Raw genomic sequence first — 15,839 nt, 5'->3', positions numbered from 1 at the left:
ACCTATGATCAGAACCCTTATTATCGACGACGAAGAAGATTCACGGGTAGCCCTCAGTATCGCCCTCGCTAGATTTTGCCCAGATGTGGAAGTCTTGGCGCTATGCGAAAGTCCGTTGATCGGATTGAAAAAAATCGATGAACTTGGGCCCGACCTTATTTTTCTCGATGTTCAAATGCCCCAAATGTCGGGTTTTGATTTGCTCGATAGAGTGGAAAAAATCGATTTCAAGGTCATCTTTGTAACTGCCTTCGACCGGTATGCCATAAAGGCCATCCGGTTCAGTGCCTTGGACTACTTGCTAAAACCAGTGGATATAGACGACCTGGTTAGCGCCGTGCAAAAAGTTAAGGCGCATATAAGTCTAAAAATGGACAACGGGGCCTACCAGGCCCAGATAAGAAACATCCGATACAACCGGGAACGACTTACGCGATTGGCCATTCATTCCGACAAGGAAATTATTCTGAAGGAATTAAATGAAATTGTTTTTATGGAGGCCGATGGAGGCTATACCGTTATACATCTCACCGATAAAAAAAAGATTACCGTAGCCAAAACCCTTAAAGAATACGAAAAACTACTCCCGGCCGACCAATTTTGCCGTATTCATCACGCCACCCTGGTAAACATGGACCATGTCACAAGATATGTGAAGGGGGATGGAGGTTATGTGGTGATTACGGGGGGAGGTCATCTCGATGTTTCCCGACGAAAAAAAGAGCACTTCATCAAACTACTGCATAAATTTTAATTCCAGCTACCGATCCGCTTCAACCATTTACAAACCTAAAGCTACCACATACCAATTGTTGTTTTTTTTCCAAAGGGGCACAGTGTAGATTGGCACATTATAAACCAATTCATTGCACGGCCATGACAAAGACAACAATGAAAAAATGGATTCAATTATTCCTTGCCTTAGTACTGATGACGGGATTATCCCTATGTTCCGAAACCCCCGACGATATGGAAGCCCCCATCGAGGAACAGACCGATGAACAAGAAGATGTTTTGGACTCCGTTCCCGATTCGTCCGATGAAGAGGCGGATGACTCGAAGGCTACGAACACGGTGCTCGACGCGGAAACGGCCAACAAGATTACCGAAAACCTAGTCATTGACGATAAGGTCATCTTACCGGGCGATTTGCCCAACAACATCAAGAATGGGGAAAGCATCCTAGAAGACCTAAAATTCGATACCGACACACTTTTCTATATAGACGGGCTTACAAAACGTGTAAGGGTCAGAAAATCGCCAAACCGTTCCCTACCAACCTTCTTGGCCCGTGTCGTAGGGAGCGATTTTTATATACAGGGTTCCTTTCAAGAAGCAGGGAAGCAACAAAAGGAAGAGGAGGAAGACACCTTGGCCATTTTGAACTTCGGCCTCGAGACCACGGATTTGGAACTCCCGCTAAACTTCGACCTAGAAATTTTACCCCAAGATTCCGAGGGAACAGTGGTGGACACAACTTCTATTGATGTAGGAATTGAAGACACCAACGGTAACTGCAATTTTAAACCCGATGATTCGGTATTGTGGGAATGGATAGCCACCATACAGGATAAAACGTTTTACTTGGCCCCCATGTATCCCCAAATAACATCGGGTTCAGTATTGGGTTGCTGTGAGAATGGAATAAGCTCCTACACGGTCAATTGTAAAACATCATCACAACGGTCGGTTGATTATGAAACCATTTTTACGGTAGAATTGGAATACCTGAAATTTTATTCCCATGGCCATCTTGGTGGGGAGCTCTTTCAGTATACCCAAAACCTGGATGTAGGCAATACCGATTTTTGCGGTGGCAATGCGGGATACATGAGACGCAATACGTATAACATTTATAACGGAAAGTATACTTTTAACCCCGACTGTTCACTCACCATTGATTCAATCGAGGGACTTACCGACGCCATTTACGCTCCCAATGGAGACTTTATCGCAGATGTTCCACGGCCAGTATATGTCGGAACCAGTCCTGCTTCGCAGTACGAATTTTTAAGTCCGCATTTCTTAAAAGAAACCCGAAGTGTCGATGCTACGCTCGAGCGAATATACGAAAGACGCACCAATACACTAAAATGGTACGACTGATCCCAAGACCGGTACATTATTGGTGGCTTTAAAGGGCAAATGGGACAAGCCGGCTAAAAGAGGGGCCCAAGAAAGAACTGAAGACCAAGGAAGTTTATCCAAAATGTAGTGCGGCATCCTCCCCAAAAGGCCACAAGGTCGTACCCACCGCTTCCACCGCCCTATTGGCGTCCCTACCTCTAGGCAATTTGTTTCTACCCTTTATCGAAAATAAAGCGTCCCCTCTCAACAAATGACGAACTTAAGGGATAAAAAGCAGAAAAATGCACTCAACTGAAACCCAACAAGCTACCAACATGGAAACGCCCCAAGAATACGGTCTTAAAAAATTTGTGGACAAACTGTACCGCCTAAAGGAAAAATTTGAGAACAAATACTACCGCATATCGGGTTATGACAAATACGAAATGGCCAGAAGCTTTAACATCGACCTGGCCGCCACCTTGTTCGAGGTCAACAGGCTACGCCATTTACAAGGGACCCATTTTCAAGGACCTAGCAACAATCGGGAACGCATAAAAAAACAAATCGACCAACTTGAAGAACAACTGGGCATCTTAATCTCATAGACCGGGACGAAGATATTCTTTTATCTATCTTTACACTACCTATACCGAACCGAATGAAAATGAAGGGTATTAAGATTATCGCACTGCTTTGCGCTGCGCTGGCTATGGTCATCTTTCTCTGCAATCTGACCATTACCAATGCCGCGGAAGGAAAAACATTTACCAGTCCGCAAGACATTGAAAAAAACAGGGTAGGCTTGGTATTGGGTACATCGAAAAAACTGATTGGCGGACTTCCCAACCCTTATTACTCCTATCGCATCGAAGCGACCATAAAGCTGTACAAGGCCGGAAAAATAGAATTTGTCCTCGTAAGTGGTGACAATGGCACACGCTACTATAACGAACCCAATACCATTAAGAAAGATTTGATCGCAGGTGGGATTCCCGCGGAAAAGATCTTTTTGGACTTTGCCGGTTTCCGCACCCTCGACTCAATGGTCAGGGCCAAGGAAATCTTCGGTTTGGACAGTGTTACGGTCATTTCACAGGAATTCCACAACCAACGGGCCATCTACCTGGCCGAAAAAAAAGGACTTTCGGCCATCGGTTTCAATGCCCGAACCGTGGCTGGCAACCAAGGCCTAAAAGTACAATTTCGGGAGTATCTGGCACGGGTAAAGGTGTTTATAGACCTACTGTTCAACACCCAACCCAAATTCTTTGGAGAACGCATCGAAATAAAATAAGATCCGCTTCATCCCATAAAATACCTTATTTTAGAAGGCTAAAATAACCGACATGTCTTCCCTAAAGTCGCTTTTAAAAAACTTGGGCCCGGGCCTGTTGTTTGCCGGTATGGCCATTGGCACATCGCATCTGGTGCTGTCGACAAAGGCCGGTGCCCAGTATGGTTGGATCATGGTCGTTCCGATAATACTGGCCAACCTGTTCAAATATCCCTTTTTCGAGTTCGGCGTGCGTTATACCAACATCACCGAAAAAACGCTGATTGAGGGCTATCTCGACCGAGGTAAGGCCTACCTGTGGTTTTACGCCCTTATCACCCTAATTTCCACCTTTACCATATTGGCGGCCCTGTATACGGTAACGGCAGGCCTTTTTATCAACCTTTTTAAGGTGACCGACATAGCCATTGCCCATGTAGCCCTGGGTCTGTTCGTATTCATTAGCCTTGTACTGATCATTGGCCGCTACAAATTCATGGAGGTTTCCTTAAAATACCTGGTTTCGATCCTGTTTCTGGCACTGCTAATCACAACGGTAATGGTGCTTGTAAAAGGAAATGTCGCAGCGGCAGCGGATTTTACCCCGCCTTCTGTTTTCAACGATGCCGGGATTCTCTTTTTGATCAGTCTTATGGGCTGGATGCCGACCACGGTAGAGGCCTCGAGCTGGGTAAGTTTGTGGAGCATCGAAAAATGGAAAAGTGAAAAACAGAAACCTTCCTTGCGCGAATCCCTTACGGAATTTAACACGGGCTATATCATGACGGCCCTCTTGGCCGTTTTCTTTCTTGTGATAGGATGGGCCACCCTCTACGGCACCCAGACCGAACTGAGCGGAAACGCGGTCACCTTTGCCGATCAAGTGGTACAATTGTTCACTACCCACATAGGCCCTTGGGCTTACATCTTCATCGCCGTATCGGCTTTCGCCACCATGTTCAGTACCTGTATGACGGCCCACGATGCGGTGGCCCGGGTAAGTCTTGATACCCTCGACCTCTTGTTGCCCAAGGTGCGGATCACCGGAAACAAGGCTTATTTTGCCCTGGCCATTGTACTGCTTGCCCTGATCAACTACACCGTGGTATCGGTATTCAGCGCCAACATGGGCCAGCTCGTAGCCTTGGCCACCTTTGTATCGTTTGTAGTCGCGCCGATAGTCGGGTACATGAACCTCAAAAACGTCATGAGCGAAGAGATCCCATTACAGCACCGGCCCCATATTTGGTTACAATACCTCACATACGCCGGCATCGTATTCTTAACCTGCTTTTCCCTGTATTACTTTTGGATCATGGTATTTTAGGCCTACATGCGCCTCACTGCAGAGCACAGTCACCGATTACGGGCTTACCCTCCTTACCGTGTTTTCGAATTTAAGACCAAGCCCGTTTGTCCTAAAAGAAGTTTTCCACACCTAAAACGGCCCCTTATTGAGTTAATTCTTCGTAGTTTTCGACAACGAAAAGGGTTCGCAAATTCTGTCGGTGCAGGAAGTCAAGGCAATACACGCCATCTGTACAGTTGTTCAAAATTTTCTCTTCGCCATAGCCCACTACCTTTGTAATATTGCTATCCGCCACCCCGTGTTCGAGCAGGTACTTCTTGATGGCCTCCGACCTTTTTTCGGATATCCTCTTGTTCGAATACCTTCCTCCCCTACTATCGGTATGGGTCTCGATGGACAAGCGTATCTCGGGGAACATGGTAACAATCTTGACCACTTCGTCCAAGGCCAGGCCTATTTCGGGCGTAATCTCGCTTCTGCCACTTGCAAAATAGAAATCGTTGATATCGAGAACCGTTTTACCTTCCCGTTCCCGTAAGACATCCTCTATGGCCTCCAGTCTAACCAGTAGCGGGGCCTTTTGTATTTCGGCCAAACTCTTCGGATTATAGGTTTCCTCAAACGAGGCATAGGCCTTCTTCGCGATTTTCAAGCTTACCCTATCGGTATAGGGTATTTCCATATGGTAGTCGCCATTCTTGTCCGTAACCGATTGTGTCAACACCTTGCCCTCGGCATCGACCAGACTTACATCAACATCGGCAATGGGCACATCGTACTGGGGCTTGACCACCTTGCCCCTAAAAACCAAGGTACGGGGACCCGGTTTTTCACCTACCTTGAATCCATAGATATCATCGCCGCCCTTACCTCCGGGACGGTTCGATGAAAAATATCCGGCCAGGCCGCCATGTTCGCTTTCCTCAATGATAAAACCGAATTCGTCGTATTTTGTATTGATGCCCGCACCCAGATTAACGGGAATGCTAAAGGTGTCGTCGGAGAGGATATTGCTGCGATAAACATCCATACCCCCCAGGCCATAAAAAACGTCGGAAGAAAAGTAAAGACTGTTATCGTAGACGTATGGGGCTATTTCATTGCCCGGGGTATTGATCCTTGGTCCCAAGTTGATGGGCTGCGACATCACCTGACCGTTATTCGTCACCACGTAGTAAATATCGGTACCCCCGTAACTGTCCTCAAAATTAGCCGAAAAATATAGGCGTTCGGACTTCTCGTCGTAAAAAGGATAGTAAAACGAGGTGCTTAGGTCTTTGAGCAAAAATCGGAAATAACCGTTGTCGTAGGCCATACCGATGGCCAAGGCATTTTTGCCCTTGTCGTCAAAGACCAGGTTTTTTCCGTCGCTATTCGAAAGCACGTAATAGATACTCCCTGCATTCGCCACATAATAAGGGGTCGATTTGTGAAAAGGTGAATTGGGTATGCCCTTGAAAAGGGATACGTTGTTCAAGTTGTCACTTTTATCACGGTCGGCCACATAAATGTCGAGATACGACTCGCCCGAGGGCCCATATACCTTCTTTGCCTTCGATTTTCGGCTGCTGCTGAAGAGTACCTTGTCCTTATAGAAGGATGGTGAAAAATCGGCGTGCTCGCTGTTCGCATTGACCGTAAAGATAAAAAAGCCGGCCGCGGCCTCTGCAGGGGATTCCAACAATTGGTAATTGAATTCCGCGTTTTCGATCAGTTCATTGGCCAACTTGTCGCCCTTCGACCTCAAAAAGGCCTTGACCCGCTCTTTCTCGGAGGTCTTGGCCAAGCTCTGCAACATCTTGTTGAAGCGATGGTTCGACATGATCGTGTCGTTCTTATTAATATCGACATAAAGCTTGGCGGCCTTGTCGTACTGACGGGTCTTAAAATACGAATCGGCCAAATTGAGCAACTGGTGGTTGCTCATCAACTTGCCCTCGGCCATTTGCTTGTGATATTCCCTAATGGCATCTTCATAGGCGTAGCTATAAAAGTACTGATCGCCTTTGGATGCAAATTCCTGAGCCAGAGACACCGTAGCCGTTAAAATGAAAAATGATATGAATAATTTAAGTTTCATACGATAGCTGTTAGAAAAATCTTGGCGTGTCGATTTGCTTGGGTTTTCCTCTTAGGTTTTTGTTATTGCCGTTGGAACCGTCTCCCTTGCCCAGGTAGAATTTAAGTATGACCTCGTGCGAACCGCTGCTGAACTCCCCCAAGGGCTGGGTGTTGTAATCATAGCTATACCCGATATAGGTGCTGCTGCTGATCTGAAAACCGGCCAAGGCGCTCAACGAGTTACCGAAACGGTAGCCCGCACCCAAGGTAAAACGATCATTGAACAGAAAATTGGTCGAAAGATTGGTACTGATCGGTGCCCCATTGATGTAATTCAGCAAAAACGCCGGTTTGAACTTAAGGGTTTCCGAAAGGTCGAACACGTAGCCGCCGATAAAGTTAAGCTGCATCTTGTCCTCAATAATGGTGGCCACATCGTCGTTGTAGATACCGTCGGTCAAAAAATTGGGAATCGAGACCCCCAAATACCAAATCTCATCCTCGTACAAAAAGAGTCCGGCCCCCAAGGTAGGATAGAATTTTTTGATGGTTTCCCTGTCCAAGATCGGTTCGCCCGGATTTTCAAAGGTACCCTTCGAAAAATCTACGTTCAAGAACGACCCGCCCAGATCCATACCAAAGGAAAGTTTGGCATTTTCCGACACGTTGAACTGGTACGAGTAGGCCAACTCGACATAGGTTTGGGTCGACGGGCCGATCTCATCGTTTATGATATTGAGTCCCATACCCATTTTCTCGTTCGCAAAGGGAATGTTCGTACCCAATCGGATCGTTCGGGGCGCCCCGGTAACGTCCAGCCACTGGGCCCGATATAAGCCGGCTATTTCGGGAGTCTGCACCGAGCCTACATAGGCCGGGTTAAAACTTCCGATATTATACATGTACTGGGTGTAATGCGGTTCTTTTTGTGCCTGCAGCCCCACGGCCAGTAGTAAAAAGCCAATCCATACAATGGAATGGATATATGTGTATTTCAGTGTTCTGTATCTCATTCTGAGCATTATCTTATGAGCTGGATCCATCCTTTTTTGGTCGTGTTCGTATCAACTCCATCCACCTCTTCCTGCAAGGCAAGGTTCAGAACATAAAAATAGGTTCCGTCCGGTGCATCCTTGCCTTCCCAGCTTCCGTCCCAAATAATTTCGTCGGTCATATCGTTTCCTTCGAACACCAAGCTACCGTATCTATTAAAAATCTTTATATCGTATAGCATATCTATTTCACGTTCGTCCCCATTTTCATCGGTCAGGATCCTGTTGATTTTTAAATAATCGTTCACCCCGTCGTTATTGGGCGAGAACTGGTTGAAGATAATACCGAAATCGGCCTGGGTACGCATCGAAACGTTGACGGTTACCTCGTCGGAGTTGTTGTCGTATTTGCCCTCGCTGTCCAAGGGGGACGAACGTACAATTTCGGCCCTGTTGACAAAAGTGCCCTCCTCGGGAACGGAAACCCGTATTTGCAGTTCCGCCACCTCGTTTCGCAGAAGTTCGGGAACCACCCATAATCCGGTCTGTACATTGTACTCGCCCGTTATTGTCTCATGCGAAAGGTATTCAAAGCCCTCTGGGATGGTATCCAACACTTGAATGTTGGAGACCGCGTCTTGTTCCGATGCATTGGTAAGCCTTAGGGTAAAGACCACTTCCTGCCCCACTAAGGGGTTGACCTCCGACAGGTTTCTGTTCGACAAACTATTCAAGGTATCGTTGGCATCGACGATCCGGGCCCATTTTTCCAGCTCCAGATCGATCCCTTCGGGCAGATCCACGTCTAGGGCCACTTCCGCAACATTGTTGACCAGGGTCTCGTCATTGGGAAAAGACTGCAAAAGTTCGGCCTTGTTCGTGTAAGGCCCTCCTTCGAGCACATCGACGGTAATGGTCATGGTTGCCGTACCTTCGGCGGGAATTTCAAAGATCGTCCACATACCGTCTTCCAGGTTATAGGTTCCGAGCGAGGTCGTATGCCTCTTATAGGCAAAGCCGGCCTCGAGCAAATCGCCCACGATAATATTCCTGGCCTTTCGGGCCGATAAGTTGTTTATATCCACGGTAAAGACCACCTCATCGCCCACAACGGCATCGGGCTTATCAAGGGTTTTGACCACCTCTAGGTCAATAGGGGTCGGATCACAATTTTCGTGGTTGATGTTGGGGTCACAGGCATCGAAGGGGTCGCTACCTGCCACCTCTTCGTCCCCATCGGAAATACCGTCTTCATCGGTATCGCAAAGCCCAATGGAATTATCGGGCACACATGGGTTGGTGTTCCCCGGATCCAATTGATCGACGGTACCGTCGTTATCCGCATCGTCGATATTGGATTCCAGGGCATCAATAATACCATCGCCATCGGTATCGATGGGATTATTGGGGTCGTCCCCCACTTCTTCCCCATCATTTATACCGTCGCCATCGCTATCGGGGTTGTCGGGGTCGGTGCCCAAAGCGGCCTCGGTACCGCCCAACAGGCCATCGCCATCGTCGTCGGTATCGCAACTGCTGACCGAAACGGTTATTTGATCCGAACTGTTCTCGCAAGGTTGTTCCGCCCCGGTGGTGGTATATGAAAATAGGTAATCGCCATCGGGCAGTCCCTCAAAATCTATGATATTGCTTGAATTGGGTGCGACATTGGCCGGCCCGTCGACAAAGGCCCACACCCCTTCACTTGCGGCCGCGGTAAACAGGTCGTCAAGATCGAGAAAGGTCGTGCCATACCGAGAGTCGTTACATGACGAGGCGTCTTGTGGAGACCCGGTGGTTGGCTCTATTGAGATGATAGCCTCGACGGCCACCCTTTCCGAAGTACAATTGTTGGAGGTCGCCTCTACATAATAGGTCCTGGATTGGTTGAGGCTGGGGGTCGTATAACTGGAACCCGTTCCGACAGAACTGCCTCCCGTAGGCTGGGTATACCACCTAACAGTGGCATCTTGGGTGACAGTGGCCTTCAAGGTCAATTTTCCGGATCCGCACTGTTGGGCCCCTTCTACACTTAAGACTTCAGGAGTCTCGTGCAATATCAAGGTCAAGGGCGTTACCGGCCCTGCACAATCATTGGCGGCATCGTAATAATACCCGTAATACGTACCCGGCAAGGGGTTGGCTATCCTATTGGAGGGGACTTCCGTATTAAGGGGGTCACTGGCACTACTTGCCCATCGCAGCTCATGGCCATTGCCGTCGTCGTTCGGGGCATAATCGTTCAGCGAGGTCGTAATCTCATCACAAAAGATGGTGGGTACATTGGTATCCCAGACGGGCGCCTCATTGGCATCGCAGCACGTGCTTACATCAATGGTAACGTCGACCGTATCGTCATCGCAAGCACCATTGCCGGTTACCGTATACCGAAAGACATAGTTGCCTATCGGTTCACCATCAAAATTGACACTCCCGTTGGCCGGAATGTTTATCCCGTTACCACTAGGCCCGCTAAGCAATTGCCACGAACCGTTGGCATCGGCCCCGGTCAGCCTATCGTCCAAATCGACTACCGTACTGGATACCGAAGAATCGTTGCAACTGGCAGCATTTTGGGCGGTACCCGCATTCGGAGCATCGTTAAAGGTAATTTGCAGGGCGGTGGAAGGGGGACTTGCGCATTTATTGATATTGTCCCAATAAACGGCATAAAAGGTACCCGATGCCGATGCCGAATAGTTGTTGGCCAACAGCTGGCCTTGGGCCGTAGGGTTGGCGTTGATGCTCCATCTCAATTGCGCCCCTGCCGGAGGGTTGCCGTTAACAAAGGTGTTCAGGGCCACCGAGGGGTTGTCATCGGTACAAAAGCTTTTAGCATTGCCGTTGATCACGGGAGCCGTGGAACCGGCATTACAGTCATTGTCGGCTATGGTCACCGTTCTCCCCGCGACATCGGGCTGATTAATTGTATACGACACATCTCTATTGAAAATAGGCGTACCCAATTGAAGGATCACGGTTTCGTTATCCTCGGCTTCCGTATCGTCGATTACGTCGATAAAAAGGTTGACCTGGGTTGCCCCAGCGGGAAACGAAAATTGGCCTTGGGTTAGATTCGTCACCGGGCGAACCGAGTAATCCGTATTACGGGTAGCGGTACTGGACGCAGCAAAGGAATAGGGCACCGTAATGGGCGTACCGGTCCCATTGTTATAATTTAACTTAAGTACATATTGGCCCGGATTGCCCGTCGCCGGAGCTTCCACTTCCGCGGCATTGGCGTCCAAGGTCTCCAAGGTAAAAATCGCATCATCATTATCGGCAATGTTGATGGTAACGGAATTATTGTTCGGATCAATGGTACCTCCTCCCCCATTGGTAAGGGTAACCACAAGGGTTTCGGTGCCCTCGATCAAGTCATCGTCGGCGATATTGACATCAACGGTTTCCGAGGAGTTCAAGGCGTTTAAGGTTACACTTCCCGATAGGACCTGATAATCGTCGCCCGCTGTGGCCGTACTACCTACTACACTATAAGTCACCTGATTAACAACCCCAAAAGGGTTAGGGCTTCTTGAGATGGTAAAACTCGCCCCATTGGGAGCCCCGTCGGTCTCGGCCGCCTGGTCATCCGACGAAGTAATGGAAATGGTCTGGGCCATCAAAGAAGGGCCGAAACAAAGCAAGACCGACCATAAAAATATTTTGCCAATGGTTCTCAGGTCATTGGCAAAACGATGTATTTTCTTTTTCATTTTCATAAACTGCCTTTGAATTCAATAAAATTCAATACACAGCAAACAAGTAGGTTCTTGCAAAATGGGCCTCAATATTACTAAAAAAATAATCTATGCCCGTAAATATGGGGTTAAATCGGGTTTTGTCTAGATTAAATACAATTTATACGTAAAAAACCCTACTTTGGGATATCTGCAGAACGACTTTCTACGTCTTTTGCAATTTTTCTTACCAAGCCTTGCAAGACCTTGCCCGGGCCTACCTCGATAAACTCCCTCGCCCCGTCCTTTACCATGTTTTCGACACTTTGTGTCCATTTTACGGGAGCGGTCAACTGCAAGATCAGGTTTTTCTTTACCTCGGTAGCGTCGCTAACGGCCACCGTCGTCACATTTTGGTACACCGGACACTGCGGCGCACTGAAAACGGTATGCTCTATGGCCTCGGCCAGTTCTTCGCGCGCGGGCTCCATCAACGGGGAATGGAAGGCCCCGCCCACCGGAAGCACGAGGGCCCTTCTCGCCCCGGCTTCCTTCATCTTTTCACAGGCGGCCTCCACGGCGGCCACTTCGCCCGAAATCACCAATTGGCCCGGACAATTATAATTGGCGGCGACCACGGTCCCCGGGGTTTCTTCACATATTTTTTCCACCACGGCATCATCCAGTCCCAAAACGGCCGCCATGGTACTCGGTTGCAATTCACAGGCCTTCTGCATGGCCAAGGCCCGTTTCGAAACCAATTTCAGGCCATCCTCAAAATTCAAGGTCCCGTTGGCCACCAAGGCCGAAAACTCGCCCAAGGAATGGCCCGCCACCATATCGGGCTTAAAACTATCGCCCAATACCTTGCTCAAGATTACCGAGTGCAGAAAAATGGCCGGTTGTGTGACTTTCGTCTGCTTGAGGTCTTCGGCGGCCCCTTCGAACATGATGTCGGTTATCGGGAACCCGAGAATGGCATTGGCCTGCTCGAACAATTCCTTTGCTATGGGGTAGTTTTCATAAAGGTCTAGGCCCATGCCCACAAACTGGGCACCCTGACCGGGAAATATATATGCTTTCATCTTTGCTTGTCTTTAAAGTGCGACAAAAATATAAAAATAGTGATCAGGGCCATGACGCTATCAAAACTAAAAGCACAGTCCCTACCAAACGCCCTCGGCGCCTACTCCTTGAACCACGACGAGTATAGCACATAGTTTTCGGCTATACGGTCTATCTCGCCCGAGCTCAATTCCGTATCGATATCCTTGATCTTTCGGGCCGGCGTACCGGCAAAAACGCTTCCCGAGGGTACATGGGTGCCCTTGGTCACCACGGCCCCGGCCGCAATGATGCTATTGCTTTCCACTAGGCAATCGTCCATCACGATGCTCCCCATACCGATAAGCACATTGTCTTTGATGGTACAACCGTGGACGATGGCATTGTGCCCGATCGAAACACGGTTACCGATGGTGGTCGGCGATTTTTGATAGGTACAATGGATCACGGCCCCGTCCTGCACATTGACCTTGTTCCCCATCCGGATAAAATGTACGTCGCCCCGGATCACGGCATTGAACCATACACTGCATTGGTCGCCCATCTCCACCTCGCCCACGATGGTGGCATTTTCGGCAACAAAACAGTCTTTTCCCATCTTGGGACTCTTCCCCCTTACCGATTTAATCATAGCAACTGGTTTAGTATTGATTGGGCCTAAAAATAGGACAAAAGTTCCTTTTTCCTTGATGCCGAAACCAAAAGTTCCTTTCCATTGGAGACGATAACGCTACCCCCTTTTCCTTTTCGGTATTTAACGACCTCGTTGATGTTTACCAAGTACGACTTGTGGATGCGTGCAAAAGCATAGCCCGATAAGGCTTCCTCAAAATATTTCAAGGTCTTGCTGACCACTATTTTCTTACGTTCCAAAAAGATTTCGGTATAATTGTCGTCGGCCTTGCAATAGATAATATCGGATACGTCCAACACCTGAAACCCGTCTTGCTGCGGCAGGGTGATCTTTCCGTTGGCGGGTTTTGCCTTCGATTGCAGTACCTCGTTCCCCAAGGCATTTTCCCTCTGTCTTACCTCAACGACATATTCGACCGCCTTGACCAGTTCATCGATATTGATGGGCTTCGTCAGGTAATAGGCCGCATGGTGGTTAAGGGCGTCTTTGGCATAGTGGTCGTAGGCCGTAACAAAAACGGTCTCGAAGGTACGTTCGGGAAGTTGGTCCAAGAGGTCGAAGGCGTTGCCAAAGGGCATTTCGACATCCAAAAAAACCAGATCTAGGGGCTGGGCCTCGATCAGGTCAAGTCCCTTGCCGATCGAATCGGCCTCTCCCACCAACTGTACGTTCGGGCAGTACTTCGCCAGATAATTGCGTAAAATCTCCCGGCTGTTGCTTTCGTCCTCTATCAATATTGCGTTTAGTTTCATCCTTGTTCCTTTTATTGGCCTTAATCCTTTCGTAGCGTAAAGACCACCTTGGTTCCCGACCCGTCCGCTTCGAGGTCAAAGATCCGAACGTCCAGCTTGTTTTTGTACATATCGTTTAAAATGGCGATCCTCTTTTTTATATTGCCCATGCCCTTTGACTTCCGTTTCTTCTGATTGTCCGTCTTTAGCTCGGCCGATTTCGTTCTGCCTATACCATTGTCGGTAATGGTTATCACCAAAACGTTCTTGTCGCCCTGCCTTAAACCGATATGTAAGAACCCTTTTTCACCTTTGTATCTAAGTCCGTGCCAAATCGCATTCTCGATATAGGGCTGCAACAGCATCGGCGGAATCTCAAAGGCCTCGATATCCGTTGCCTGGCCCGTATCGATCTCATAATCGAATTTTTCCGGAAAACGGGAATGCTCAAGTTTTAAGTAGAGCCGCAGCAGTTCCAGTTCCTTGGCCAAGGGTATAAAGTCTTCCTCCGAATTTTCGAGTACCGAACGCATCAAAGTAGAAAACTCGCTAAGGTACCTATTGGCGCTTCTTTCGTCGTTTTTGGCGATGTAATTGTTGACCGAGTTCAAGGCGTTAAATATAAAATGCGGATTCATTTGGGAGCGCAACGACTTTAAGGCCAGCAGGTTATTGGCCAATTTTTGTTGTTGGTTGCTCCTATAGAAAAAGAAGGTAGCCACGCCCAAAAGCAATATCCCCACCAAAAGCGAATAGATTACCCATCTTTGCCTTTTATTGGTCTCTTGTGCCAGTTCTCGTTCGGTGCGGGCCAGGGCATACTTGCTCTGTGAGAGTTCCCTTTCCTGTTCCAGGCCCGAAATTCGGCTCTGCTTGGCCGCAATCTCCCGATTAAGCCGTGCCGCCCTCGAAATTTCCTGCTCTTTTCTTGCATACAACGTATCGACCAATGCCACGTAATTGCGATAGGTTTCAAAGGCCTTGGTATAGTCGCCCTTGTATTCAAATACTTCCGAAAGTTTTCGGGTGGCATCCTTTTGAACGACTATATCGTCGTCGGAACCCGCCTGCTCGATACTCTCCTTAAGATAGGGAATGGCCTCATCGTACTTGTCTTGGGCTATATAGGCATTCGCAATCTTATAATTGATGCGTTGGGCCGTTATCGAATCGGCCTTAACGGAACTCCGTTGACGTGGGGTCTCGTTTTTCGGCAATTGCACCAGATCGCCAAGGCTTTCCTTGCGCAGCTCGATCTCTGCCCCGTACTGGCTTTTCTTATTATAATAGTCGGCCACCTTCTCCTTTTCCTGCAAGGCCCTTTCCGGAGGCAGGCTCTTTGACAGTTTTAAAGCGCTCTTGTAATAGGCATCGGCTTCGATCAACATATTTTCTTGGGCGTAGGCGTCGGCAATCTTGGAGTTCAGATCCGCCAGCTTGGGGGTAATCTGGTTCATTTGTGCCACCTTCGCCCCTTCTTCGTAGAAGGCCACCGCCTGATCGATGTGCCCCAGACCTTTGTTCGCATCGCCCAAGGTTTCGTAAAGCATCACCTTTTGGTACGGCACCAGGCCCCTTATTTCCAATAGGGGCGACAACAGATCGCGGGCTTTGTCGAACTGCCCGTTCTGCACAAAGGCATCCCCAAGCAGCAAGGTGGTCCTCGAGGTTTTGTTGGCTTCAAGGGCATCTTCGTAATTGGTAATGGCCAGGTCGTACTGATGGTGGTATTGATAGACTTCGCCCAAGGCGGTAAGCGACTCGGCCAATTCCTTGGTGCCAGCCCCTTTGCCGAGTTCGGCAATCGATTGGGCGATAAAATCGATGCTTTTTTCCAAATCGGTTTGCTTGTAGGTATTGGCCGAATCGAGATAGGCCCTATGCATCAACAACCGGTTATCGCGCGTTTGCGCAAAAGCGAGGGAGCCTGTTGCCAAAAACAAAAACAATACGTAACGCGACATTTGCATAGGGACGATTATAACGTAAACTTAGTGGATCTATGCGGTCAAAAAAAATGGATA

12 protein-coding genes are annotated in these 15,839 nt (G+C 48.5%); 5 read left to right on the top strand and 7 right to left on the bottom strand.

What is annotated here, in order from left to right; genetic code table 11:
- Window positions 1-4 precede the first annotated feature (4 nt).
- The 5 genes from BUB37_RS15155 to BUB37_RS15135 all read left to right on the top strand — a co-directional run bounded on the left by BUB37_RS15155 (window position 5) and on the right by BUB37_RS15135 (window position 4,670).
- A complete protein-coding gene (locus BUB37_RS15155) occupies window positions 5-754 on the top strand; it encodes a LytR/AlgR family response regulator transcription factor (RefSeq protein WP_072994673.1) in 750 nt (249 codons plus the stop codon).
- 122 nt (window positions 755-876) lie between these two features.
- On the top strand, window positions 877-2,106 hold the full coding sequence (locus tag BUB37_RS15150) for a hypothetical protein (RefSeq protein WP_139278120.1): 1,230 nt from the start codon (window positions 877-879) through the stop codon (window positions 2,104-2,106).
- A 263-nt stretch (window positions 2,107-2,369) separates the two neighbouring features.
- The gene (locus BUB37_RS15145) at window positions 2,370-2,675 is read left to right on the top strand and encodes a hypothetical protein (RefSeq protein ID WP_072994671.1); all 306 of its coding nucleotides are present in this window, start codon (window positions 2,370-2,372) and stop codon (window positions 2,673-2,675) included.
- A gap of 53 nt (window positions 2,676-2,728) precedes the next feature.
- Complete coding sequence (locus BUB37_RS15140; RefSeq protein WP_072994670.1) at window positions 2,729-3,364, top strand: SanA/YdcF family protein; 636 nt, start codon at window positions 2,729-2,731, stop codon at window positions 3,362-3,364.
- A gap of 52 nt (window positions 3,365-3,416) precedes the next feature.
- Window positions 3,417-4,670 (top strand): NRAMP family divalent metal transporter, encoded by a 1,254-nt coding sequence (locus BUB37_RS15135; RefSeq protein WP_072994669.1) that lies wholly within the window; start codon window positions 3,417-3,419, stop codon window positions 4,668-4,670.
- Window positions 4,671-4,794: 124 nt separating this feature from the next.
- Here BUB37_RS15135 and BUB37_RS15130 read toward each other — a convergent pair whose 3' ends face one another.
- From BUB37_RS15130 to BUB37_RS15100, 7 genes are all read right to left on the bottom strand, one after another.
- A complete protein-coding gene (locus BUB37_RS15130) occupies window positions 4,795-6,732 on the bottom strand; it encodes an OmpA family protein (RefSeq protein WP_072994668.1) in 1,938 nt (645 codons plus the stop codon).
- Between the two features lie 10 nt (window positions 6,733-6,742).
- Window positions 6,743-7,726, bottom strand: coding sequence for a PorP/SprF family type IX secretion system membrane protein (locus BUB37_RS15125; RefSeq protein ID WP_244526852.1), 984 nt, complete (start codon window positions 7,724-7,726; stop codon window positions 6,743-6,745).
- Between the two features lie 8 nt (window positions 7,727-7,734).
- Window positions 7,735-11,427: a T9SS type B sorting domain-containing protein gene (locus BUB37_RS15120; RefSeq protein ID WP_072994666.1), complete on the bottom strand. Its 3,693-nt coding sequence runs from the start codon at window positions 11,425-11,427 to the stop codon at window positions 7,735-7,737.
- A 155-nt stretch (window positions 11,428-11,582) separates the two neighbouring features.
- Window positions 11,583-12,470 (bottom strand): ACP S-malonyltransferase, encoded by an 888-nt coding sequence (fabD, locus tag BUB37_RS15115; protein WP_072994665.1) that lies wholly within the window; start codon window positions 12,468-12,470, stop codon window positions 11,583-11,585.
- Window positions 12,471-12,571: 101 nt separating this feature from the next.
- Window positions 12,572-13,081 (bottom strand): gamma carbonic anhydrase family protein, encoded by a 510-nt coding sequence (locus BUB37_RS15110; RefSeq protein ID WP_072994664.1) that lies wholly within the window; start codon window positions 13,079-13,081, stop codon window positions 12,572-12,574.
- 26 nt (window positions 13,082-13,107) lie between these two features.
- On the bottom strand, window positions 13,108-13,836 hold the full coding sequence (locus BUB37_RS15105) for a LytR/AlgR family response regulator transcription factor (protein ID WP_072994663.1): 729 nt from the start codon (window positions 13,834-13,836) through the stop codon (window positions 13,108-13,110).
- 20 nt (window positions 13,837-13,856) lie between these two features.
- A complete protein-coding gene (locus BUB37_RS15100) occupies window positions 13,857-15,779 on the bottom strand; it encodes a histidine kinase (protein ID WP_244526850.1) in 1,923 nt (640 codons plus the stop codon).
- Window positions 15,780-15,839: the final 60 nt, after the last annotated feature.

This window comes from Pseudozobellia thermophila, assembly GCF_900141855.1.
GTDB lineage: Bacteria > Bacteroidota > Bacteroidia > Flavobacteriales > Flavobacteriaceae > Pseudozobellia > Pseudozobellia thermophila.
Note: the sequence above shows the minus strand (reverse complement) of the source record. Positions and strands in the feature narration are given on the sequence as shown.

Bases quoted from the DNA above. Each gene is read 5' to 3' on its own strand.
- BUB37_RS15110 (WP_072994664.1), bottom strand. From the start codon at position 13,081: ATGATTAAATCGGTAAGGGGGAAGAGTCCCAAGATGGGAAAAGACTGT.
- BUB37_RS15100 (WP_244526850.1), bottom strand. From the start codon at position 15,779: ATGTCGCGTTACGTATTGTTTTTGTTTTTGGCAACAGGCTCCCTCGCT.
- fabD (WP_072994665.1), bottom strand. From the start codon at position 12,470: ATGAAAGCATATATATTTCCCGGTCAGGGTGCCCAGTTTGTGGGCATG.
- BUB37_RS15135 (WP_072994669.1), top strand. From the start codon at position 3,417: ATGTCTTCCCTAAAGTCGCTTTTAAAAAACTTGGGCCCGGGCCTGTTG.
- BUB37_RS15120 (WP_072994666.1), bottom strand. From the start codon at position 11,427: ATGAAAATGAAAAAGAAAATACATCGTTTTGCCAATGACCTGAGAACC.
- BUB37_RS15140 (WP_072994670.1), top strand. From the start codon at position 2,729: ATGAAAATGAAGGGTATTAAGATTATCGCACTGCTTTGCGCTGCGCTG.
- BUB37_RS15155 (WP_072994673.1), top strand. From the start codon at position 5: ATGATCAGAACCCTTATTATCGACGACGAAGAAGATTCACGGGTAGCC.
- BUB37_RS15105 (WP_072994663.1), bottom strand. From the start codon at position 13,836: ATGAAACTAAACGCAATATTGATAGAGGACGAAAGCAACAGCCGGGAG.
- BUB37_RS15125 (WP_244526852.1), bottom strand. From the start codon at position 7,726: ATGAGATACAGAACACTGAAATACACATATATCCATTCCATTGTATGG.
- BUB37_RS15145 (WP_072994671.1), top strand. From the start codon at position 2,370: ATGCACTCAACTGAAACCCAACAAGCTACCAACATGGAAACGCCCCAA.
- BUB37_RS15130 (WP_072994668.1), bottom strand. From the start codon at position 6,732: ATGAAACTTAAATTATTCATATCATTTTTCATTTTAACGGCTACGGTG.
- BUB37_RS15150 (WP_139278120.1), top strand. From the start codon at position 877: ATGACAAAGACAACAATGAAAAAATGGATTCAATTATTCCTTGCCTTA.